General features: G+C 37.3%; 18 protein-coding genes. 11 read left to right on the top strand and 7 right to left on the bottom strand.

Annotated elements, in window-relative coordinates; all coding sequences use genetic code 11:
* Positions 1-164 precede the first annotated feature (164 nt).
* From LDM93_RS04755 to LDM93_RS04735, 5 genes are read left to right on the top strand one after another with little or no spacing between them, the layout of a single operon-like run.
* Entirely contained in the window at positions 165-2,570 is a 2,406-nt protein-coding gene (locus LDM93_RS04755) for an RND family transporter (protein ID WP_223890959.1), read from the top strand.
* Positions 2,571-2,584: 14 nt separating this feature from the next.
* Positions 2,585-3,385, top strand: a complete 801-nt coding sequence (locus tag LDM93_RS04750) for an outer membrane lipoprotein-sorting protein (RefSeq protein ID WP_223890957.1) — start codon at positions 2,585-2,587, stop codon at positions 3,383-3,385.
* On the top strand, positions 3,386-4,777 hold the full coding sequence (locus LDM93_RS04745; RefSeq protein ID WP_223890956.1) for a DUF1302 family protein: 1,392 nt from the start codon (positions 3,386-3,388) through the stop codon (positions 4,775-4,777).
* Between the two features lie 49 nt (positions 4,778-4,826).
* On the top strand, positions 4,827-5,882 hold the full coding sequence (locus LDM93_RS04740; RefSeq protein WP_223890954.1) for a hypothetical protein: 1,056 nt from the start codon (positions 4,827-4,829) through the stop codon (positions 5,880-5,882).
* Between the two features lie 6 nt (positions 5,883-5,888).
* Positions 5,889-6,758, top strand: coding sequence for a radical SAM/SPASM domain-containing protein (locus LDM93_RS04735; RefSeq protein WP_223890953.1), 870 nt, complete (start codon positions 5,889-5,891; stop codon positions 6,756-6,758).
* Here the strand turns inward: LDM93_RS04735 and LDM93_RS04730 are convergent.
* The 3 genes from LDM93_RS04730 to LDM93_RS04720 all read right to left on the bottom strand — a co-directional run bounded on the left by LDM93_RS04730 (position 6,755) and on the right by LDM93_RS04720 (position 8,631).
* A complete protein-coding gene (locus LDM93_RS04730; RefSeq protein WP_223890952.1) occupies positions 6,755-7,312 on the bottom strand; it encodes a YSC84-related protein in 558 nt (185 codons plus the stop codon). The two genes, LDM93_RS04735 and LDM93_RS04730, sit on opposite strands and share 4 nt — an antisense overlap.
* Positions 7,313-7,338: 26 nt before the next feature.
* A complete protein-coding gene (locus LDM93_RS04725) occupies positions 7,339-7,893 on the bottom strand; it encodes a YSC84-related protein (RefSeq protein ID WP_223890951.1) in 555 nt (184 codons plus the stop codon).
* A gap of 186 nt (positions 7,894-8,079) precedes the next feature.
* Positions 8,080-8,631 (bottom strand): YSC84-related protein, encoded by a 552-nt coding sequence (locus tag LDM93_RS04720; RefSeq protein ID WP_223890950.1) that lies wholly within the window; start codon positions 8,629-8,631, stop codon positions 8,080-8,082.
* 65 nt (positions 8,632-8,696) lie between these two features.
* Between LDM93_RS04720 and LDM93_RS04715 the strand changes: the two genes are divergently transcribed.
* The 4 genes from LDM93_RS04715 to LDM93_RS11325 all read left to right on the top strand — a co-directional run bounded on the left by LDM93_RS04715 (position 8,697) and on the right by LDM93_RS11325 (position 14,079).
* On the top strand, positions 8,697-8,981 hold the full coding sequence (locus LDM93_RS04715) for a hypothetical protein (protein WP_223890949.1): 285 nt from the start codon (positions 8,697-8,699) through the stop codon (positions 8,979-8,981).
* Positions 8,982-8,988: 7 nt separating this feature from the next.
* Positions 8,989-9,903: a histone deacetylase gene (locus LDM93_RS04710; protein ID WP_223890948.1), complete on the top strand. Its 915-nt coding sequence runs from the start codon at positions 8,989-8,991 to the stop codon at positions 9,901-9,903.
* A 70-nt stretch (positions 9,904-9,973) separates the two neighbouring features.
* Positions 9,974-11,614 carry an efflux RND transporter permease subunit gene (locus LDM93_RS11330; RefSeq protein WP_255586208.1) on the top strand — a complete coding sequence of 547 codons (1,641 nt, stop codon included), beginning with the start codon at positions 9,974-9,976 and terminating at the stop codon, positions 11,612-11,614.
* A complete protein-coding gene (locus LDM93_RS11325) occupies positions 11,614-14,079 on the top strand; it encodes an efflux RND transporter permease subunit (protein WP_255586207.1) in 2,466 nt (821 codons plus the stop codon). The genes LDM93_RS11330 and LDM93_RS11325 overlap by 1 nt, the downstream gene beginning before the upstream one ends.
* A gap of 273 nt (positions 14,080-14,352) precedes the next feature.
* Here the strand turns inward: LDM93_RS11325 and LDM93_RS04700 are convergent, their stop codons facing one another.
* The 3 genes from LDM93_RS04700 to aspS all read right to left on the bottom strand — a co-directional run bounded on the left by LDM93_RS04700 (position 14,353) and on the right by aspS (position 18,225).
* Positions 14,353-15,618, bottom strand: a complete 1,266-nt coding sequence (locus tag LDM93_RS04700; RefSeq protein ID WP_223890946.1) for an OmpP1/FadL family transporter — start codon at positions 15,616-15,618, stop codon at positions 14,353-14,355.
* 242 nt (positions 15,619-15,860) lie between these two features.
* On the bottom strand, positions 15,861-16,454 hold the full coding sequence (locus LDM93_RS04695) for an adenylate kinase (RefSeq protein ID WP_223890945.1): 594 nt from the start codon (positions 16,452-16,454) through the stop codon (positions 15,861-15,863).
* A gap of 19 nt (positions 16,455-16,473) precedes the next feature.
* Positions 16,474-18,225, bottom strand: coding sequence for an aspartate--tRNA ligase (gene aspS / locus LDM93_RS04690; RefSeq protein WP_223890944.1), 1,752 nt, complete (start codon positions 18,223-18,225; stop codon positions 16,474-16,476).
* A gap of 157 nt (positions 18,226-18,382) precedes the next feature.
* Here aspS and LDM93_RS04685 point away from each other — a divergent pair, with 157 nt between their 5' ends.
* Together LDM93_RS04685 and LDM93_RS04680 are read left to right on the top strand one after the other, a co-directional pair.
* Positions 18,383-19,255 carry an NAD(+)/NADH kinase gene (locus LDM93_RS04685; RefSeq protein ID WP_223890943.1) on the top strand — a complete coding sequence of 291 codons (873 nt, stop codon included), beginning with the start codon at positions 18,383-18,385 and terminating at the stop codon, positions 19,253-19,255.
* Positions 19,252-20,781 carry a DNA recombination protein RecN gene (locus tag LDM93_RS04680; protein ID WP_223890942.1) on the top strand — a complete coding sequence of 510 codons (1,530 nt, stop codon included), beginning with the start codon at positions 19,252-19,254 and terminating at the stop codon, positions 20,779-20,781. The genes LDM93_RS04685 and LDM93_RS04680 overlap by 4 nt, the downstream gene beginning before the upstream one ends.
* Here LDM93_RS04680 and LDM93_RS04675 read toward each other — a convergent pair.
* Complete coding sequence (locus LDM93_RS04675; protein ID WP_223890941.1) at positions 20,778-21,419, bottom strand: Hpt domain-containing protein; 642 nt, start codon at positions 21,417-21,419, stop codon at positions 20,778-20,780. The two genes, LDM93_RS04680 and LDM93_RS04675, sit on opposite strands and share 4 nt — an antisense overlap.
* Positions 21,420-21,456 lie beyond the last annotated feature (37 nt).

Here is a 21,456-nt window from a genome sequence, read left to right as displayed (position 1 = left end):
AGGCTCTGATACATACAGTGAGGCACTGATATTTTATCAAGATAAAGAGTATCAAAAAATAAAATAATAATTAGTAACACTTATAACATAGTTATAAAGTAATAATAATAAAATACATAAACAGTAAATAATATGACTATATATTTATGAAAAAAAGGATAGTAATGCATAACAAGCTAGAAAATCTCATGGGAAAGATGGGAGCATTTATATATGACAATCCCCTAAAAGTTATCATGTTTATTGTCATACTTTTAGCTTTCCCTCTCTCTCATGTTCCACAGATAAAGATGGACACTTCTACAGAAGGGTTTATGCATGATGACGATCCTGTACTTTTGGAATATAATGATTTCAGAGCTCAGTTTGGACGTGATGAGCGAGTGATTGTGGCCCTTAAAAGTGATAATATCTTTACGCTACAGTTTTTTGAAACACTTAAAACACTGCATGAAGAGATTGAATCAAATGTACCTTTTGTAGATGATATCACTTCATTGTATAACGTAAGAAATACCAGAGGAGAGGGAGATAAACTTATCACTGATGATCTATTAGAACCTTTTCCTACTACACAAGAAGAAGTAGAGGCTATTAAACAGCGTGCACTCACATCACACTTTTATAAAGATCTTTTTATCAGTAGAGATGGAAAGATGACTACGTTGATCATAGAGACTGATGCTTACTCTCATGAAGGTGAAGAAAAGGTGTCAGATATTGATGCATTTGATGAAGGTTTTGAAGAAGATGCAGGAATAGGAGCAAGTGAAACCAAAGAAAGAGCATTTTTAACCGATAGAGAAAATGCACAGTTGGTCTCAGCAGTATTAGCCATAACCCAAAAGTATAAAAAAGAGGGAGTGGAGATATACGTAGCAGGTTCCCCCTCTGTGAACCATGCTCTCAAATCGCAAATGCAGGCAGATATGCAAAAGTTCATGCGTATTACTTTTCTTATCATACTTGTTTTTTTATTTGTCATGTTTCGACGTGCCTCAGCAGTATTTTATCCACTGATCGTGATCATTCTTTCTTTGCTCGCAACGGTAGGTACCATGGCATGGAGCGGGGTAGCCTTTAAGCTTCCTACACAAATTGTTCCGTCACTTCTTTTAGCTGTCAGTATTGGTGCAACAGTACACATACTCTCTATCTTTTTTGATAAGTTCAATACATCTGGTAATAAAAAAGCATCCATTATATACACACTGAAACACTCGGGACTGGCTATTGCCATGACATCTGTGACCACTGCGATCGGTGTGGGATCATTTTCTGGCTCTCAAGTAGCGCCTATATCAGATTTGGGTAGGTTTGCTTCACTTGGAGTGATGATCTCATTATTTTTAACACTTACTTTACTTCCTGCACTTTTAAGTATTACTAAAATGAAACAAAAGGTGAAAACTGAAGCGGGTAAACTAGATAGATTTATGAAAAAACTTGCTGTGATTCCTGTTAATCATTATAAAAGTATTATTGTAGTTAGTACCGTATTGGTATTCGTGGCATTGGCTGCGGCTATAAAGATAGAGCTTTCACATAATCCACTTAAATGGTTCCAACCGGACAGTTATGACCGCATCTCTACAGAAACGATAGACGAAAAACTCAACGGCTCAGTGACCATAGAGCTGATCATAGATACACAAAAAGAGAATGGCTGGAATGACCCGATAAGACTTGAAAAACTCAATAAGCTTTCTAAAGAGATGGAACAGTATGTGGATAACTATACACATATAGGAAAAGTGGTCTCTCTGGCAACGATTGTTAAAGAGACCAACAGAGCATTGCATGAAAATAAAGAAACCTATTATACAATTCCAGACAATGCTGACCTTGTTTCTCAAGAGTTGTTACTGTTTGAAAACTCAGGTTCAGATGATTTGGAAGATGTGGTAGACAGCCAGATTTCTAAAGCACGTATCAGTATTAAACTTCCATGGACAGATGCTGTACGTGCTACGCAAGTGTTGGGATATGTCAAAGAAATAGCAACAAAAACATTTCCTGATGATGTCATTGTGACCACAGGGATGATCCCTCTACTGATCAATACTTTCTCTCATGCCGTAAGTTCATCAGTGACAAGTTATTTCATCGCCTTTGTTGGTATTACTTTTATGATGATGCTTATTTTGGGTTCCGTGCGCATAGGGCTTATCAGTATGATACCGAACTTAACACCTATCATTATGGGATTATTATTGATGTATTTTGCCCATATTCCACTCGATATGTTCACACTGCTTATCGGTTCTATTGCTATAGGACTTGCGGTGGATGACACTATACACTTCCTACACAATTTTAGAAGATACTACCTGGAGAGCGGGGACAGTGCCAAAGCCATAGAGCAAACCTTCTTTACAACAGGTAAAGCGATGGTGATCACCACGATAGTTTTATCATTAGGTTTTTACGCATACATGATGGCAAATATGATCTCTGTACAAAACTTTGGACTGCTTACAGGCTCTGTGATCGTATTGGCACTTTTAGCTGACCTGTTACTTGCTCCTGCACTCATGATCGTGATCGCAAAACGCGGATGGATCAAATAATCAAAGGAGAATAAATGACTGGAAAAAAAATATTATTAGCACTTACATTAGGGGCTACACTACTAACAACCAATCTTTTTGCAGATGATCCAAAAGCAAGAGCCATTATGGAAAAAGTAGATGCCAGAGATGATGGTCAAACATTGGAACAAGATATGCTTATGGTACTTATAGATAAAAATGGTAATACAAGAGATCGAGATATCAAATCCTATGGAAAAGATTTTGGAGAAGATGAATACCGTATCATGTTTTTTAAGAGTCCCGCAGATGTAAAGAACACAGCTTTTTTGACGTATGATTATGATGATTCGAGTAGAGATGACGACCAGTGGCTTTACCTTCCAGCGCTTAAAAAAGTGAAACGTATTCCGACTTCAGACAAAAGTTCGAGCTTTATGGGATCAGACTTTTCCTATTTTGATATGACTGATAGAGATTTGGAAGATTATGATTTTAAATTACTCAAAGAGACAAAGGTAAGAGGAAACAAGGCATGGATGATACAAGCCATACCTCGTACATCTGAAGTAGTGAAAGAGTCAGGATATACAAAAAGTATAGCACTTGTAAGACAGGATAATTATGTAGTGGTTCGTTCTATCGGGTTTATGAAAAATAACAGGAAAAAATATCTGGATGTTAAGAAACTTCATAAACAAGGTGGAGTTTGGCTTATTGATGAGATGACGATGACAACAAAAAAAGGTAAAAGTACTCTACACAAAACCCTCTTGAAGTTTTCTAACATAAAACTCAATAGGGCCATTGATGACAATATGTTTACCACGCGTAGACTAGAGAAGGGGCTGTAGTTGTATAGCATACGTTTTTCAGTATTTACAGCCATAGTCCTATTGAGCCTTGGAGGTCACGCAAATGAGCTGGATGAAGCATTAAGTGGTTTTGATGATACTCCTTTTGACAGTATGGATGAAAAAGAAAATACAGATGAAGATGCATTACTAGATGGTTTTGATGATACTTCCACCGCAGGTATTGAGATGGAAGTAGAAGATACGACATATTCATTGCCAGGAGTTACCGGAAAATTAACGCAACAAGCAGTATATTCACTCTATACGGATAAACCTCATGACAATATCTCATCTTTCAAAAGTTCATTTCAGTTGGATTATGAACATAAGTTTGAAAATGGTTTTAAATTTAAAACGAATGCTAAAGCCTATTATGATGCTATGTATGACATTCGGGGAAGTGATAAGTTCTCACAAGACGAGTTAAATGAACTTAGAAGTGAAGTAGAGCTTTTTGATGCCTACATTCAAGGAACCATTACAGATAATTTTGACATGAAACTAGGGCGTCAGGTTGTTGTATGGGGGAGAAGTGATACTATACGGGTAACAGATATACTTAACCCCTTGGATAACCGTCGACCAGGTATGGTAGATATAGAAAACCTGCGTCTACCTGTAAGTATGGCGAAATTTGACTATTTCATAGGAGATTGGCGAGTAACACCCATTGCGATACTGGAACAACGTTTTACTAAGAGACCGCCTTTTGGCTCGGTTTTTTATCCTGCACCATTACCCGCTCCTGATGATAAAGAATACTCTGATGTAAGCTATGCACTTTCTGTAGGTGGTGAATTTACAGGCTGGGACATCAATTTTTATGCAGCACGCATACGTGATGATGAAGGATATATTGTCTCCTCTGGTCAAACAAGCATCATAGAACATGATAAAATCAATATGTTTGGTACGGCATTGAATGTACTTCATGGATCTTGGTTATTAAAAACAGAATTCGCATATTTTGATGGACTCAAATATTCAACAACAGGTGAGGAGGAATTCACTAGAAGAGACTTGCTTTTGGGGTTTGAATATAAAGGTATAGCCGATACAATGATCTCCTATGATTTGGTGCATAAAGATATCGGTGAGTATGATCAAAGAGTTATGAAAGAACTCAATCCATTAAATAAACATAGTTATCAACATGCATTTCGTATAAGCTCTGACTTTATGCATGCAACACTGACGGCAAATTATCTTATATTTATGAACGGTGAAAAATTTGATGAAGGTGGTTTTCAGAGGGCTTGGATAAAGTATGAACTAGGTGAGGGGATCAATACGAATATCGGAGCTGTAGATTATATAGGTGGGACTTTAAGTTTTGATGCTATTAAAGATAACGACATGTTGTTTGTAGATATCTCTTATAGTTTTTAATTATGTTACAATACTCTCATTAATGTATCATCTGCAGATAAGGAAGCTTATGTCTATTGGGCATCATATGAAAAAGATTTTATTCATTGGAGGGGTTACATTTCTGCAAGCAGAAGTGACAACACATCCATTTGAAGTAGAATCAGGTATGGTTCTTTATGAGATCAGTGGCGGAACACAATTGACCCCTGAAACAAATCTCAGTATAAAAGGTAAGGCAAAATTGCGTTTTAAGGACTGGGGTAAAGTGAAGCTGGAAGAAGAGAGCGGAGTAGTATTGACTACGGGCGCCATAAAACATAAACAGCATGTAAAGAGATTGGAAAAACATACAAAAGATACAGTCATCACTGCTGATTATACAAAAGAACACCTATTGGAACGTAAAAAAAGCTCTTATGATATCCATGGTCATGATGAAACAGCTTCTTTTACTAAAACAGGAGAGGAAACTGTTGCCGGTGTTCTTTGTGATGTGTGGGAGGGAGCAAGTATAAAAAAATGCATTTATAAAAATATTGTTCTTAAGTTAGAGTCCCATGTACTAGATGTTTTGTATGTAAAAGAGGCAACTAAAGTCATTTTTGATATAAATACTTCCAATGAAGCGTGTGGCGTCCCTGATTTCCCTGTAAAAGAGTTTGCGCTTTTTAAACATGATATTAAAACCAAGAATGTACATAAAGCTGAAAATTTTTATAAAATGTTAAAAGAAACTGCTTTTGGTCTCAGTGATATGAATGAAAGTTACAGTAGCAGCGAGATAAAAGATGAAGAGAGGAGAAAGTTTATTAACCACATTTCTAAAGATATTTATAAAAGACAAAAGAAACTCTTACCTAAGCTCTTAAGATCTATGATGAAAACACGAGAATGTCTACAGACAGTTGAAGACCCTTTTACAGCCAATCAATGTATGGAACATTTTAGTCAAATGAAGGCTCAAATGGGAAGAGAGAAGGATGAGGACATTATACTTTGGGATGAGAAACGAAAAAATATATTACTCGATAAAATAGAAGATGAACTTATAGATCTGCAATCTCGCATACCCTGTGTGAATCGTGCAAAAAATATCACTGACCTTTCTATCTGTATGAAATAACCCTCTATGAAGTTTTACCGTATTTACATCGAGCTTACAAATGTATGTGGACTCTCCTGCAGCTTTTGTCCTACAAAAGCGTTACCCACTAAAGAGATGGATCTGGACTTTTTTGAATCCATGGTCAACCAAGCCAAATCGTATACCAAAGAGATCGCTTGTCATGTGGTAGGTGATCCTCTTACACTCTCTAACTTGGATGCTTATTTAGATATTATCCATAAACATGGGCTTAAAGCGATGCTGACAACCAGCGGATACTTTTTAAAGAAACACTCTTATGATACACTTTTCCATCCTTGTGTCAAACAGATCAACATTTCACTCAATAGTTACAATAAAAATGATACTTCTATTACATTTGAACAGTACATGAATCCCGTACTTGCGTTATGTGAAGCTAAGCTGAACAGGAAAGAAGACCTTTTTATTAATTTGCGTGTATGGAATTTAGATGAGATGATGAGTGAACGAACATTTAATGAAACACTCTTTGAAAAACTTGCGTCTGCTTTTGATACCCAGCTTGATCTACACACTATTTATGAAGAGAAACCGAAGTCACTGCGTCTAGCCTCTAAAATCCTTGTACATTTTGACAACTACTTTGAATGGCCCTCTTTAAACAATAAAGTATACGGTCATGGCACATGCCAGGGCTTACAATCACATGTGGCTATCCTGGCCAGTGGGAAAGTGGTACCCTGTTGTTTGGATTGTGATGGGATCATAGAACTTGGAGACTTGCATAAAAATACGCTGTATGAAATTTTAACTTCAAAACGTGCGGTAAATATGTTAGAGGGTTTCAAAGAAGGCAAAGCGGTGGAAGAGCTCTGCCAGAAGTGTTCTTATAAAGATCGTTTTAACCACTAGTCTTTATCAGGTGTTATTCTTTCAAATTTAGTACCTTCAAATGAAAAGTTACCCATCATCCCCTTAGAATCAAATACAAATCCAACCATATTGGAACCAAAGTCAACATCATCTGCTTCTTCTTCAGCATTATATTCAGCCATAGCGACATTTATATCAATTTCAGTTTCCCAATCATCATCCCGCATAAAAGTTTTGAGTGCCTGATCTGATGTAAAGGCTATGATCAAAGAATATTGTTGCACCCCCATTTGCATTCCCATCGATGCAGATGTAATACTGTAGTACCCTTCAGTCACACCATTTACACGCAGTGCTCCTTCGCCATATTTACCGCCAAGAAAAAATCCTCCTTCGGTTACCTCAGGAAATACGACGTAGCCTTTTGCATTGTCTAAAAACTTTTTACCGCCATTTACTTCTTTATAGAACACTATGAGTGCTTCATTCGCATCATTATCAATTTCTTCAGCTGTGTCATCTAAAGCCATAGAGTTAGCAGTCAATGCCAGAAGCATAGCCAATACAAGGGGTAGAGTTTTCAATAGTTTCATTATTTGTCCTTCAGGTGTAGTTTTCATTAGGGTTTGATTCTTTCAAATTTGGTACCTTCCATTGTAAAGCTACCCATCATTCCTTTTGAATCATAGATAAAAGCAACCATATCATCATCATAATCAACATCATCAAGCTCTTCTTTAGAGTTCCACTCTGCGATAGCTATTTTACCATCTACATCTGTTTCCCATTCATCTTCGTCTAATAGAAGGAATTTATTAAGTGCAGCATCAGAAGTAAAAGCGATGATCATATTATACATTTGTGCTCCCATTTGGAAACCAACAGAGGCAGAGGTGATACTGTAATATGCTTTAGTGGAGTTACCTACACGCAGTGCACCTTCACCATATTTCCCACCCACAAAAAATCCTACTTCTTTAATGTCCGGGATGACAAGGTAAGCCTTCGCATGTTCCAAATATTTTTTGGAACCTTTGACTTCTTTATAAAATGTTCTGAGTGCATCATTTGCATCCCTGTCAATTTCACTTTTAGAATTTAGTGTCGCCATAGAGGTAGTTGTAAATGCTAAAAGTATTACAAATAACATAGGTATATACTTCAATATTTTCATCACTTGTCCTTATTTATTGGTATTATATTATTATAACACAAAAGATAATTAAAGTAAGTAGAACGAATGTATAAAAAAGAAACAGGCATATAAAGAAGGTAATGAGAAGAATTTAAAATGTATGGATAAGAGAATGCAAGTATGTTTGATGGAGGAGTATCTCCATCAAAAGAATGAAATAAAAATTTAATTAGGTATGATTCTTTGGAATTTTGTACCTTCTATACTGACACCTAACATTAAGCCTTCTGCACCGTAGATAAATGCAACAATAGGTTTTTCATAACTGATAGAGGAGATATCTTTATTTTTACCCCAGTCTGCCACAGTGATAGCACCATCTACACCGGCTTCCCATCCGTTACTTTGAATAAAATTGTTTAAAGAGGCTTCTGAAAGGAAGGCAATGAGGACCGAGTGCTCTTGCACACCTGCTTGGTATCCTATGGAAGCGGATGTCATACTATAAAAGTGTCTTGTAGTCCCATTTACGCGTAGGGCACCTTCTCCATACTCACCTCCAAAGATAAATCCACCTTTTATGACAGAAGGAAAGACAAGATAACCTTTGACTTTTGAAAGAAATTCTGGTCCCCCTACCACTTCTTTTTCAAATTTTTTGATGGCTGCATCAACATCTGCATTGAGTTGGACAGCTGGTTTTGCAAATGAAAATTGAGTAAAAGAAAGAGAGATGAGAAGTAATAGCATCATTGGGTTTAATTTTTTAATGTACATGTGGTAATCCTTATGAAATTTGTCCTATTATATCTTAGTAAAGTAAATAAATTGTGAGGATCATGATGAAAAAATTAAGTATTAAAGCATATGCGGCAAAACATAAATTAAGTATATTCAATGTGGTGAAAATGACCAAATCAGGTCAAGTTCCAACAGAGACAGTAGTAGAAAACGGTAAAGATGTCGTCTATATTTTACTAGATGATGATGTTGAGAAAAAGGTAAAAAATTCTATCGTTCAAGAAGAAAATAAAGAACCCTATAGCTTAAAGAAAGAGAATGCAAGACTTAAAAAAGAGATAGAAACATTAAAAGAGGAGATAGCACTACTGAAAAATAGAGTATAATAGTGTCATGAAAGTAGCATATATAACTGATGATATCTATCTACAGCATAATACGGGTGCAATGCATCCCGAGTCTCCAGAGCGTCTGAAGGCTATTAATAAGGCCATTGAACCATTGCATCCATCATTGGTATTAAAATCTCCTATAAGTACTTCAGAAGATATGCTGGAACTTGTACATTCTGCTGATCACATCGAAAATATAAAGCATATATGTGCATATGGTGGAAGTATAGATTCTGATACTGTTTGCAGTAGTGATTCTTTTGATGCAGCAAGAATGGCTGCAGGGGCAGGAGTTGTGGCGTTGGATGGTATAAGATCTGGAGAATTCGAACGGGCTTTTTGTGCCGTAAGACCTCCTGGACATCATGCCAGACCAGAACAAGCCATGGGGTTTTGCCTTTTCAATAACATCGCTATAACTGCACGATATGCACAGAGTATAGGGTATGAAAAAGTGATGATCATAGATTTCGACGTGCATCATGGCAATGGAACACAAGAAATTTTTTATGATGATGATTCAGTATTTTATTTTTCTTCACACCAGGCTTATATATTTCCTGGTACAGGTGCCAAATCAGATATAGGTGAGGGTAAAGGCAGTGGATATACTGCGAACTTTCCAGTGATGGCAGGAAGCACTGACATCGAATTACTCGATATCTATGAAAATGATCTGCCTACCTTTGTCAAAGGCTTTAACCCTGACGTCATTTTAGTTTCAGCAGGGTATGATCTGCATGAAAGTGATCCTTTGGCACAGCTTAACATCACGACTGAAGGTATAAGACGCATAGTCAGGCTCATATTGGATAGTGCAGATGTTCCTTTTGTATTTTTTTTAGAAGGTGGTTATAATGTAAATGCCTTAGGGGAAAATGTTAAAGTGACTCTAAAAGAAATAATTATGAATTAAACATTGATTAATCATAACTAATTTGATTAATACTACTTATATTTATGCGTAGAACTGATATACTTTATATATGGAAGTGTATAAAATAAATAATATTGCCGGACATCTTGCAAAAGGATTTTTAAGTAATCCTCTTACCCCTGTATTAGCTGTTGCTATTTTACTTTTGGGGTTTCTCTCTTTGCAGATCATGCCTAGGGAAGAAGATCCTCAGATAGAAGTGAGCGGTGGTTCTATCATCGTTGCTATACCTGGGGCTACACCTAGTGAGATCACCAATGTTATCATCAAACCTCTTGAAAGACGTATACGTGAGATTAAAGGTGTAGAACATGTTTACGGTACTGCGATGAATAATGTTGGTATGATCAACGTACAGTATTTTATCGGTCAAAACAGGGAAGAATCCAACCTCAAACTTTATGATAAAGTCATGCAAAACATGGATCAACTTCCCAAAGGTACCATGCCTCCGTTGGTCAAACCTTTTGACATCGATATCGATATCCCTATACTTACCGTAGCATTTTATAAAGCAGGCAATAAAGAGATCGATACGATCAATCTTTATAAGATCATACGTGAGCTTCAACAAGATATTAATGCTCTTGATAATGTAGCAAAAACCACACTCAAAGGTGTGAAGAAACCACAGTTCAATATCTTGATAGACTTGCATAAACTCTCTGCTTATAACATCTCTTTAGGGCAGGTGACACAATCTGTCAGGTCTATTTCCACGAATGCACCGGAGATAGACACAAGAACTTCAGAAGGCAAGCTTATCGTCTTTGGTGTGCAAAATGCCTTGGATAATGTGGAAGATCTTAATGAATTAATCATTGCCCAGTATAGAGGATCACCTATTTATCTGAAAAATATTGCCAAAGTGGAATATAACTACGATATCCAAAATTATGATTCAGCTTCCATTACTTACCAGGAATATACGCCAGGAGAAGAAGATGCCTCTGGTGAGGATAAAGAAGAACCTGGACCGATTCTATTTCGTGATGCTGGGGACCAGATCACTATGACCATAGCTAAACTGAAAGGAACCAACGCCGTAAATATAGCACAAAGAGCGATAGAGGAGATACAAAAGAATAAAGAAAAGTTGTTGAACCATGGCGTTGGGTTTATAGTGACACGTAATTATGGTACACGGGCGAATGAAGCGGTCAATGAACTTGTACATCACTTAGAGATCACTATACTTATTATTGCATTGATCCTGGTACCTTTCCTTGGTTGGAGAGAATCATTGGTTGTGACCATTGCCGTACCTATGATACTTGCGACCACACTTTTTATTGCATTAATGACCGATCAGACGATCAATCGTATCACCCTGTTTGCATTCCTCCTGAGTTTGGGACTGATCGTTGATGATGCGATCATTGTGATTGAGAACATACATAGAAGACTGCATCTTAAAGAATCTGAAGAACTTGAATTTGATGAGATCATCATCCAATCAACTGATGAGATAGGTCCTTCAACAAACATTGCAACTATCGCTATTATGCTTACGATGATCCCTATGGGATTTGTTGGAGGTATGATGGGACAATTTATGAAGCCTATTCCTCTGAATGTACCGGTTGCACTTGCTATTTCACTCTTTGTTGCGTATGTTTTTGCTCCATATCTAGCCCGTAAGTTTATTAAGTTTGAAAGTCATCCAAAGAGTGTTGAGGACGAGAATTGATGGAAAAAATTGTCTATAACATCATTAACAGCAAACGTAACAAGTGGATCGTGACTCTCATTGTTCTTTTCTCTATGGGAGCTGCAGTCATGATGATACCTACGAAACTGGTACTTGCCCGTATGCTTCCAGGGAAGAGTGCTAATACTATGAGTATCTATGTCGATACTGCTACAAATGCATCTATTCAAGAAACACAATCCGTTACAACATGTATTGTCAACTATTTGAAACAAGAAAAAGAGATCACAGATATGGAGGTGTATCTGGGGCAGGGGGCACCGCTTGATTATGCAGGACTGGTCAAGGGAAGTGCACTTAAAAGGATGAAGAACCAGGCAGAGATAGTCCTTAATTTTACAAACAAAAATGATCGTGATGAACCTACGTATATGATGGCACATCGTTTACGGCCTCTTATCCAAAATGAATGTGGAAATATAGTCCCTCATACTTCTATCAAATTCATTGAGATGCCTGCGGGTCCTCCAACTTTAGCAACGATCGTTGTGGAACTCTATAATGAAAATGAGAGTACATTACGAAAAATGTCCGCTAAAGTCGCGAAGATACTTAAAGATACAGAAGGACTGGTTGATGTCGATGTAATGCAGGATGACATCTATACCAAATATAATCTTGTACCGGACAAGGAAAAGATCATATTAAGCGGACTTAATGTGGAGCAGGTCAACCAGATCATTTATCTTGCGTTCAAAGGGATGCCCATAGCTGAGAAAAATACAAAAAACCAGCAAGACCAAATTCCTATATTTCTGAGACTTGATGATGAAACACGTGTAGTTGACGAAGATACAGAAACTTCTTTGCTCAATAAACTCTTTTCATTAGAGCTTATGAATGATAAAGGAATGATGGTACCTATAAGTGAAGTAGTTGAGGTAAAAAGTGCGGACTCCAGTCCTACTATTTTTAGAAAAAACCTTAAAAATATGGTGACGATCACTGCAGAATGTGATATGGTAAGTCAAGTATATCCTTTACTTGAAGCCAGAGAAAAGATGCTAGAGTTACTTAAAGATGAATATACTTTGAGTAAAGTGCCAGGAATCAACACTTATATGTTTGATTTGATCGCAGTAGACAAAGAGACTGGGGATGAAGTACTTATACGCTGGGATGGTGAAATGAAAGTATCTCTTGATACCTTCCGGGATCTGGGTGGTGCATTTATCGCTGCTTTGGTGTTGATGTTTTTGCTGATGGTTGTGTATTATAAATCTTTTGCTTTAAGCGGTATTGTTCTTGTGGGGAGTTTCCTTTCTATAATAGGGGTTATTGTAGGGCATTGGATCACTGATAAGATATCACTCTATGCAGCAGATACACATTTCTTTCTTACGGCGACATCTCTAATAGGTTTTATCTCACTGATGGGGATCAGTGCTAGAAGTTCATTACTGCTGATAGACTTTTCAAAGTCTTTGATCGCCCATGAAGGTCTTGAGAAGAAAAGAGCCATAGCCGTTGCAACAGCTACACGTGCAAAACCTATCATGCTTACTGCTATTGCCATCATCCTCGGTAGTTTATTGCTGGCAACAGATCCTATCTTCGGTGGATTAGGTGTAGCACTTATTTTTGGAAGTATAGCGGCTACACTGGTTTCATTGTACTTCATCCCTGTATTGATGGATAATGCAAAGGCCTTGATGCCACATGACCATGAATTTGAAGATAAAGATCGGAGTAGTACATGGTGTATTTTGACGGATAATCTTAAGTCACTTTTCCCTAGAAAAAAAGAAGAAAAGGATGAGGATAAGAAAGAAATAACACATCATGATGATACGCTGCTATACGAAGGATATGAGTGTGAAGAAACAGACAGGACTACATGGTGCACTCTGATAGATAATGTCAAGTCATATTTCCCTCGCAAAAAAGAAACAGAAGATGAAGAGAAGAAACTCGTACAGACAGAAGGTACTTCGGAGTATGAAGAAGATGAGAGTAAAGAAGAAAATAAAGTAACAGGGTATACTACTACATTTATAGATAAGGTCAAGTCATTCTTCCCTAATAAATCTGAAACAGAGACTGATGAGAAGCATAAGATGACATTAAGCAGCTTGATCGATAAAGTAAAAGCATTGTTAAATTTAAAGACTGAAGATGCCATAGATCACGAATATGAAAAAGCAAAAGCTGAACGTGATTTCATAAACCTACATAACATGGGTAACAAGCAGTTTCAGAAAAAAGACCTGGATAGAGCTATTGAAGCGTATGAAAAAGCGTTAAAGATCAAAGAAGATAAAGGCACAAGTTTCAAACTTGAATTGGCTAAGATACAGAAAGAAAAAGAAGAAAAGAAACAAGAGCAATTAGACACTACAAAAGATCAAAAAATACAAGATAGTATTAAAGAAGAAAAAAATAAAGATAAGTCAGATTCTAAAAAAGAGAAAAAGTCTAAAAAGAAAAAAGACGATAAAGAGTAAGGATTTGCTTCAGATTTATTTCGATCTACATTATCCTTGCTCTGCGAACAAAGTACATTTACGTCATCCTCGTGCTTGACACGGGGATCTACAACTTATGATTTCCACTCAAGATCAGGATGTGATGACAATATTAGATGTAGAAAACAAGTTAAACAATACAAAGTAAGAACATAGATACTAACATTGAAGTTGAGAAGAATAAAGATTAAATGCAAATAAGAGGTTAGAAGAGATGCTTAAAGCATCTCTATCTAAAAGTTAGATCAGTGATTAAAATTTATAGGCTAACTGGAAAGAAACACTGTCTTCTGCATGATCAGTGCTTACAGTTGCATCTGGTCCAAATAAGGCACTTACATCATATGTTTCATTATTATTGTCTTGATACACATAGGCTAGATCAAGAGAAAACTGTCTGCTGAATTCGTAACTAGCACCCACTGTATAGTGGTCTTCTGCAGTTGCAGGGAATCCTAAAAGGTTAAAGAAGTTTAGTCTTGCCTCCGGTACTTCTACTACCGCGGAATCTGCATGATTATAGCCTAGTCTTAGGGTCCATTCGTTTTCTGTATATTGATAACCTACTGCGTAAACATCAGAATCATCCCAACCAAAGTCCTTATAGCCTTTAGCATCAGACCATTTTATTTTTGTGTAATCAAATGCTAAAGTGTGCTGACCCATACTATATGCGATACCTACACCAAATTCTTCAGGTTGTTCAAGTGTATCTGTTATAGGAAGAGCTGGACCAAATGCTTGAAATGGAGCAACAGCATTAGTGAGTTGATAATCATAATCCATCTCTATGGCAGATTTATACATTGCACCTAAAGTAAGACCGTCTACTCCATTTGCTGATAAGTCATAGGCAAGTCCCAAGTTATATCCAAAACCAAAGTCCTGTGCCAGTCCAGCACCTATATGTTGATCGGTAGCTGGTCCCGCTCCAAATCCATTTGCTGGTATGACGTAATTAATATCTAAGTTTCCATATTGAAGTACAGGTGTGATGGCAAGGCTTAATCCACCCGTTTTATAGGCGATAGGTATACCAAACTGCATAAGTTGAAGGTTTGTAACCATTCTAAAGTTACCAAATGTTCCAGTAGAAGCATTTTGTGGCTCATTGTCTTGGTAATCAGTACCCATTCCACCAGTACCCCACATACCAACACCTATGTACCAATTTTCATCGATCTTATGTGCAAGTGATACTTCTGGAATCATATTCATATCTGCATCACTTGTGAGCTCACCATCAGCAAAAAAACTAGATTTAATTTCTGTTTTAATATCTGGCATAAACACCGTACCACCAAACCCGATTTCATTGCTTTCCACACTTGTTATAAGTGCACCATTGCTTAATGCAGATTCTGCACCATGACTCATAGCAATGCCAACACCACCCATACCTCTTGCTTTAGTACCTACAGCGATAAGATTATCTCCGTTTGTTGCATGTATCATCGTTGAAGTGATGAGTGAAAGTGTGATCAATTTCCCTAATGTTCTTGTTGTTCTTATGTTCATTACCTTGTCCTTGTTAGTTAATGTAGATTTTTTATAGTATCTAAATTATATTGAATGTTAAAGGATATTTAACTATTTTATATTATCTCTTTTAATAATTGTATAATATTATCTTGTTTTATAATTTTAGAATATAAAATAAATAAAATTAAGTTATATTTTGAGAAAATTGGAGGGAAATTGTATATAGTCTAAAAGTTAAAAGATGCTGGTTTACCCACTAGAGAAGTGGGTAGTTTGTTTTAGATTTTGCTCTTTACGAATGCTTCCATATCTGCAACGACTTCTTCAAGCGTTCTTTCACCAGAAATCACTTCTAATAAGTTTTTCTCAGTGTAAAATGCTTGAATTTCAGCCAATGGATCAGTATAGATCTTCATTCTGTCGAAGAATACTTCTACGCTGTCATCTGAACGCTCTTCACCTGGTTTAGCTTCTGCAGCACGGCCAAGGATTCTGTCTTTAGCTACTTGTTCGCTTACTCTTACTTCGATCACTGATGCAAGTTCAATGTCATCTTCTTTAGATACAAGTTCATCAAATGCTGTCATTTGCTCTGTACTTCTTGGGTAACCATCGATAAGAACATTGTCTACAGGAGCATTTTTGATAGCAGATACGATGGTATCGACGATGATGTTCAGTGGTACAAGTGCACCTTTAGAGATGTAGCTTTCTATCGTTTGACCCAGTTCGCTTCCGCTTGCCACTTCTTCTCTTAGCATATCACCAGTAGAGTAGTGTACGATAGTATCACTGTTTTTTTCAGCGATGATGCTTGCGTCAGTTGTTTTCCCTGAACCTGGTGCGCCAATGATTAAAAATAGTTTTTTCATAGTTTCTTTTTCCTTTATTTTATGCTGTTGGTGTTTGTCTGATTCTAAGGCTCAGGTCTTTAAGCTGTTCTGCATCTACAAAGCTTGGTGCTTGTGTAAGAAGACACTGTGCTTTTTGTGTTTTAGGGAATGCGATGACTTCACGGATACTTGAAGCACCGGTCATAAGCATGATCAGTCTGTCAAGACCTAGGGCAAAACCACCATGTGGCGGTGCACCGAATTTGAGTGCATCAAGTAAGAATCCAAACTTCTCTTGAGCCTCTTCTTCATCGATACCCAGCAATTTAAAGATCTCTGATTGAACCTCTTCTTTATGGATACGGATAGACCCACCACCGAGCTCTGTACCATTAAGTACGATGTCATAAGCGATAGACTCAATCTCTTCGATATCTTCATAATCCAGTGATTTTGGCTGTGTAAACGGATGGTGAAGTGCTTTAACCTTACCTTCTTCCACTTCGAACATAGGGAAGTCCATCACCCATAAGAACTCAAACGTATCTTTAGGAATGATATCCATCGTTTCTGCAAGATAGATACGGAAGCGACCCATATAATCCCATACCAGTTTTTTCTCACCTGCACCAAAGAAGACAGCATCACCTACTTCAAGCTCACATCTGTCGATGATAGCCTGAATGTCTTCTTCAGTGAAGAATTTGGCAAGTGGACCTTTAAGACCATCTTCTTTCATTTGGAAGTAACCAAGACCAGAGGCACCAAATTTACGTACATACTCTTCAAAACCTTTCATTTGACGTTTTGAGAAGATCTCATCACCTTTTGGCACTTTTAGTGCTTTAATACGGTTTTTCTTAGGAGATTTTGCTATTTTTGAGAAGATCTCATTATCACATCTTTCAAAAATGTCTATCACATCTACCATTGCCAGATCATAACGCATGTCTGGTTTATCTGAACCGTATTTTTCCATCGCTTCAAAGTGAGGCATACGTTTAAATGTAGTAGGAATGTCAAAACCACATGCTGAAAATACATTATGTATCAGTTTTTCAGCAACTGCTATTACGTCTTCCTGATCACAGAAAGACATTTCAACATCTATTTGCGTAAACTCAGGTTGTCTGTCTGCTCTCAAGTCTTCATCTCTGAAACATTTTGCTATTTGGAAGTAACGGTCGAAACCACCAACCATCAAAAGTTGTTTGAAAAGCTGTGGTGACTGCGGAAGTGCATAAAATTCACCAGGGTGTACACGCGAAGGTACAAGGTAATCTCTCGCACCCTCAGGTGTAGATTTGGTAATGATAGGTGTTTCAACTTCAAGGAAGTCCAGTTCATCAAGTGAGTTACGTGCAGCGATTGTTGCTTTTGAACGAAGTTTGAAGATATCGTAAGATCTTTGTGTACGCAGTTCTAAATAACGGTGTTTAAGTTTGATCTCTTCATTTACTTTCTCATCATTGAGGTCAAAAGGCATAGGTTTAGAACGGTTTTCTATAGTAAGATCGTCAACTACGATCTCGATCTTCCCCGTTTTAAGTTTAGGGTTTTCCAGCCCTTCACCTCTGGCACGTACTTTACCTTTAGCTATCAATACAAATTGATCTCTGACTTCCTCAGCTATTTTATGCGCATTCGCATTGTCTGCTGGATCACAAACAAGCTGTACTACTTCATCTTTGTCTCTAAGGTCGATGAATATAAGTCCACCATGATCTCTACGGGAAGAGACCCAACCTGCAACGGTAACTTCCTGTCCAATATGTTCTTCATTTACTTCTGCACAATAATGTGTTCTCATGACTATCCTATCTGTTTATAATGGCGCGATTATATCAAAAAGTAGTTTAGGGTTAAATTCACTCTTAAAAATATGGCAATATGAAATATTTTCAAAAACTAACAGTACATTTATGCTACTCTAACAATTATATTTTTTAAATAGAGTCAGGAAAAAGATGAGTAATGAAAAATTATCACAGATAAAAACTGCAGGGTTTATTTTAAAACCCAATGACCCAGAGATAAAAACACTTTATGAACGGATCAAGGCACAGTTCGAATCTAAAGGAATTTCTGTGATCTTAGCAGAACGTTCAGCGCAGAGGGTAGGTCTAGAAGGGATGGTTTTTGAAAAAATGTGTGAAAAATCAGATTTTTTAGTCTCTTTGGGCGGTGATGGTACTTTACTTTCACTGGTGCGTCGTTCTCATGGACATAATAAACCTGTTGTGGGTATTAATGCAGGCAATTTAGGTTTTCTGGCTGATGTGACCATCGATGATGTAGAGTTGTTTTTGGAACAACTGATCAGAGATGAATATCGCATAGATGAACGTATGATGATAGAAGGGTATATAGAAAGAAAAAATGGTCAAAAAGAGCCATTTTTTGCTTTTAACGATGTGGTTATCACACGTCCTGTAGTCTCGAAGATCGCAACCATATATGCATCTATTGATGGTGAAAGATTCAATACCTATAAAGGGGATGGACTGATCATTGCGACACCAACAGGATCAACTGCATATAATCTTGCAGCAGGCGGTCCTGTCATGTATCCATTGACACAGGCACTCATTATGACACCCATATTGGCACATTCTTTAACACAGCGTCCTCTAGTTGTTCCTGCTGATTTTACGATCGAGCTTTCTTCCCCTGAAGAACGTGTCATTGCAGTGATAGACGGACAAGATGATTATGAGATGGTTCCGGAAGATGTACTGGTGATCAGGGGTGCAAAACGGGGTGCAAAACTTTTGCATAGAAAAGAACGCAATTATTTCTCTGTATTGAGAGAAAAACTTTCATGGGGTGATGAAAATTGATAGAACGTTTATATATGCGTGAACTTGTTACTTTTGATGAAGTAGAATTAGAGTTCGAAAATGGATTGGTAGTTTTAACCGGACCCAGTGGAGCAGGTAAATCTGTACTGATGTCTGCGATACTTTCCAGTTTTGGATACACTACGCAAGGTGCGGCAGCACTGTGCGAAGTGAATTTGCTTAAGCCACTCGGATTAGAAAGTGATGCTTATGAACTTGAGAATGATCTGACATTAAAAACACTTAAAAAAGAGAAGCTTCGTTATTTTATAGATGGGCAAAATATCTCTAAAAAGGCTTTGAGTGAAATGTTTCTGCCTTATGTCAAGTATCTGTCTGTACGTGACAAAGGCGGCTTTGAGTCTGAAACACTGTTAGAGATGATCGATGATCAGCTTACAACTAAAGATAAAACGTTTAAAAAGTCTTTAAAAGAGTATAGAAAACGTTATGGAAATTATAAAGAAAAAGTTTCAGAGCTCTCAAAGATAAAAGAAGATGAAGCAAAGCTTGCTGAACTCATAGAGTATGCTACGTATGAAGTAGAAAAAATAGCTTCTATCAACCCGCAAGCAGGGGAAGAAGAAGAGTTGCTCAAGATCAAACAGCAGCTTTCTCGTATTGACAAGATAAAAGATGCACTTTCAAGCGCCACAGACATTTTTTCTTTAGAAGCAAGTGTTGAAGAGGTCTATAGGCTTTTAGATAAAGACGGGTCACTATTTAGTGATGCAATGAATCAACTTCGTGCTGATTTTGAAGAGACAGAAAATCTTGCAGATGAACTCGAAGAGGTCAATGTAGAAGAAGTATTGGATCGTCTAGCTGACCTTACAACACTGAAAAACCGTTATGGAAGTATAGAAGAAGCTTTAGCCTATAAAGAATCTAAAGAGAAAGAACTTTCCGGATATCAAAATATAGAAAAAGACAAGAGTATGTTGGAATCGTTTTTAGCTTTGGAGTTTTCAGAGTTACAGATCATCGCTTCAAAACTCTCTCAGTCACGTCAAAAAGAAGCAAAGATGCTAGAAAAATCTTTAGCAGAGTATTTGAGAACTCTCAAACTCCCTCCACTGACGTTTGTATTCTCCTCTGGAACTTTAGCAGAAAGCGGAATGGACAGTATAGAGGTGATGCTTGGATCTTCAAAAACAGCCACACTGAGTGGAGGAGAATTTAACCGTGTACGTTTGGCTCTGATGGCAACGACGATCCCTGCGGATAAGAGTAAGCAAGGTGTGCTTATTCTGGATGAAATAGACGCCAATGTGAGTGGTGATGAATCCATCGCGATAGCAGAGATGATACATAAACTCTCATCTGTGTACCAGGTTTTTGCGATCTCTCATCAGCCGCATCTTTCGGCAAAAGCGGGACAACATATTGTCGTAACAAAAGTAGGGCAGAACAGTAAGGTAGAAGTACTCAATGATATGAGTCGTATTTCTGAAATAGCGAGGATCATTGCAGGAGAAAATCCTACGGATGAAGCATTGGAGTTTGCTAAAAAGTTAAGAGCTTAAGCATATTGTGCTTTGAGCTCATTATTATAGTGTTTGAGATGTTCGAGGTACGCTTTGGCTATGTCAGCATCTGTCCCGGTTTTTACATAGGTATTATAATCACTCAAAAGGTCTGCGACGCCACCTGTACCCAAGTTGGTTGCTGAACCTTTGATCCCGTGTGTCAATTTTTCTACTTTATGAAAATCTCCTTCTTGTATGGCTGCTTCTATAAGAGGGATCTCTGTTTCAATCTGCGGTATAAGTTCACCGACAAACTCTTGTGCTTCTTCATCTGAAAGTCCCATTTCTATTAGACGAACATGGGTGAACTGAGGATAATTCGCCTCAGGCAATTTTTTTGTTTCTGCAGGTACTTCTTTTTTAGGTTCAGGTTTTGGTTCTTCTTTTACCTCTGGTTCTGGTTTGACCTCCACTACATGTTCGGGTTTTACTTCTGGTTCAGGTTTTGGTACTCGTGTAGGTTTAGGAGTGACTACTTTAGGTTCTTCTGAAGAAGTGGTACGTTTAGTACTAGTAGTTGGTGCTTGACGTTTTTGACATTTATTTTCCTGATATTTTTTTTCATTTCTATATTCGAGAAAGATAACTAAAACGACGATAAAAACAAAGATAGAGATGATAGTTAATGAATGCATAATTGCCTTTCTCAATTATAATTTGACTTAACTATAT

The sequence above is a fragment of the Sulfurovum sp. TSL6 genome (genome assembly GCF_019972115.1).
In the GTDB taxonomy this organism is placed as follows: domain Bacteria; phylum Campylobacterota; class Campylobacteria; order Campylobacterales; family Sulfurovaceae; genus Sulfurovum.
The sequence above is the reverse complement of the archived record's forward strand: the minus strand, read 5'-3'. Positions and strand labels throughout refer to the sequence as shown.

Coding starts and splice junctions, on each gene's coding strand:
- LDM93_RS04695 (WP_223890945.1), bottom strand. CDS start 16,454: ATGAAAAAACTATTTTTAATCATTGGCGCACCAGGTTCAGGGAAAACA.
- LDM93_RS04730 (WP_223890952.1), bottom strand. CDS start 7,312: ATGAAACTATTGAAAACTCTACCCCTTGTATTGGCTATGCTTCTGGCA.
- LDM93_RS04750 (WP_223890957.1), top strand. CDS start 2,585: ATGACTGGAAAAAAAATATTATTAGCACTTACATTAGGGGCTACACTA.
- LDM93_RS04725 (WP_223890951.1), bottom strand. CDS start 7,893: ATGAAAATATTGAAGTATATACCTATGTTATTTGTAATACTTTTAGCA.
- LDM93_RS04675 (WP_223890941.1), bottom strand. CDS start 21,419: ATGCATTCATTAACTATCATCTCTATCTTTGTTTTTATCGTCGTTTTA.
- LDM93_RS04720 (WP_223890950.1), bottom strand. CDS start 8,631: ATGTACATTAAAAAATTAAACCCAATGATGCTATTACTTCTCATCTCT.
- LDM93_RS11325 (WP_255586207.1), top strand. CDS start 11,614: ATGGAAAAAATTGTCTATAACATCATTAACAGCAAACGTAACAAGTGG.
- LDM93_RS04700 (WP_223890946.1), bottom strand. CDS start 15,618: ATGAACATAAGAACAACAAGAACATTAGGGAAATTGATCACACTTTCA.
- LDM93_RS04715 (WP_223890949.1), top strand. CDS start 8,697: ATGAAAAAATTAAGTATTAAAGCATATGCGGCAAAACATAAATTAAGT.
- LDM93_RS11330 (WP_255586208.1), top strand. CDS start 9,974: ATGGAAGTGTATAAAATAAATAATATTGCCGGACATCTTGCAAAAGGA.
- aspS (WP_223890944.1), bottom strand. CDS start 18,225: ATGAGAACACATTATTGTGCAGAAGTAAATGAAGAACATATTGGACAG.
- LDM93_RS04710 (WP_223890948.1), top strand. CDS start 8,989: ATGAAAGTAGCATATATAACTGATGATATCTATCTACAGCATAATACG.
- LDM93_RS04740 (WP_223890954.1), top strand. CDS start 4,827: ATGTCTATTGGGCATCATATGAAAAAGATTTTATTCATTGGAGGGGTT.
- LDM93_RS04735 (WP_223890953.1), top strand. CDS start 5,889: ATGAAGTTTTACCGTATTTACATCGAGCTTACAAATGTATGTGGACTC.
- LDM93_RS04755 (WP_223890959.1), top strand. CDS start 165: ATGCATAACAAGCTAGAAAATCTCATGGGAAAGATGGGAGCATTTATA.
- LDM93_RS04685 (WP_223890943.1), top strand. CDS start 18,383: ATGAGTAATGAAAAATTATCACAGATAAAAACTGCAGGGTTTATTTTA.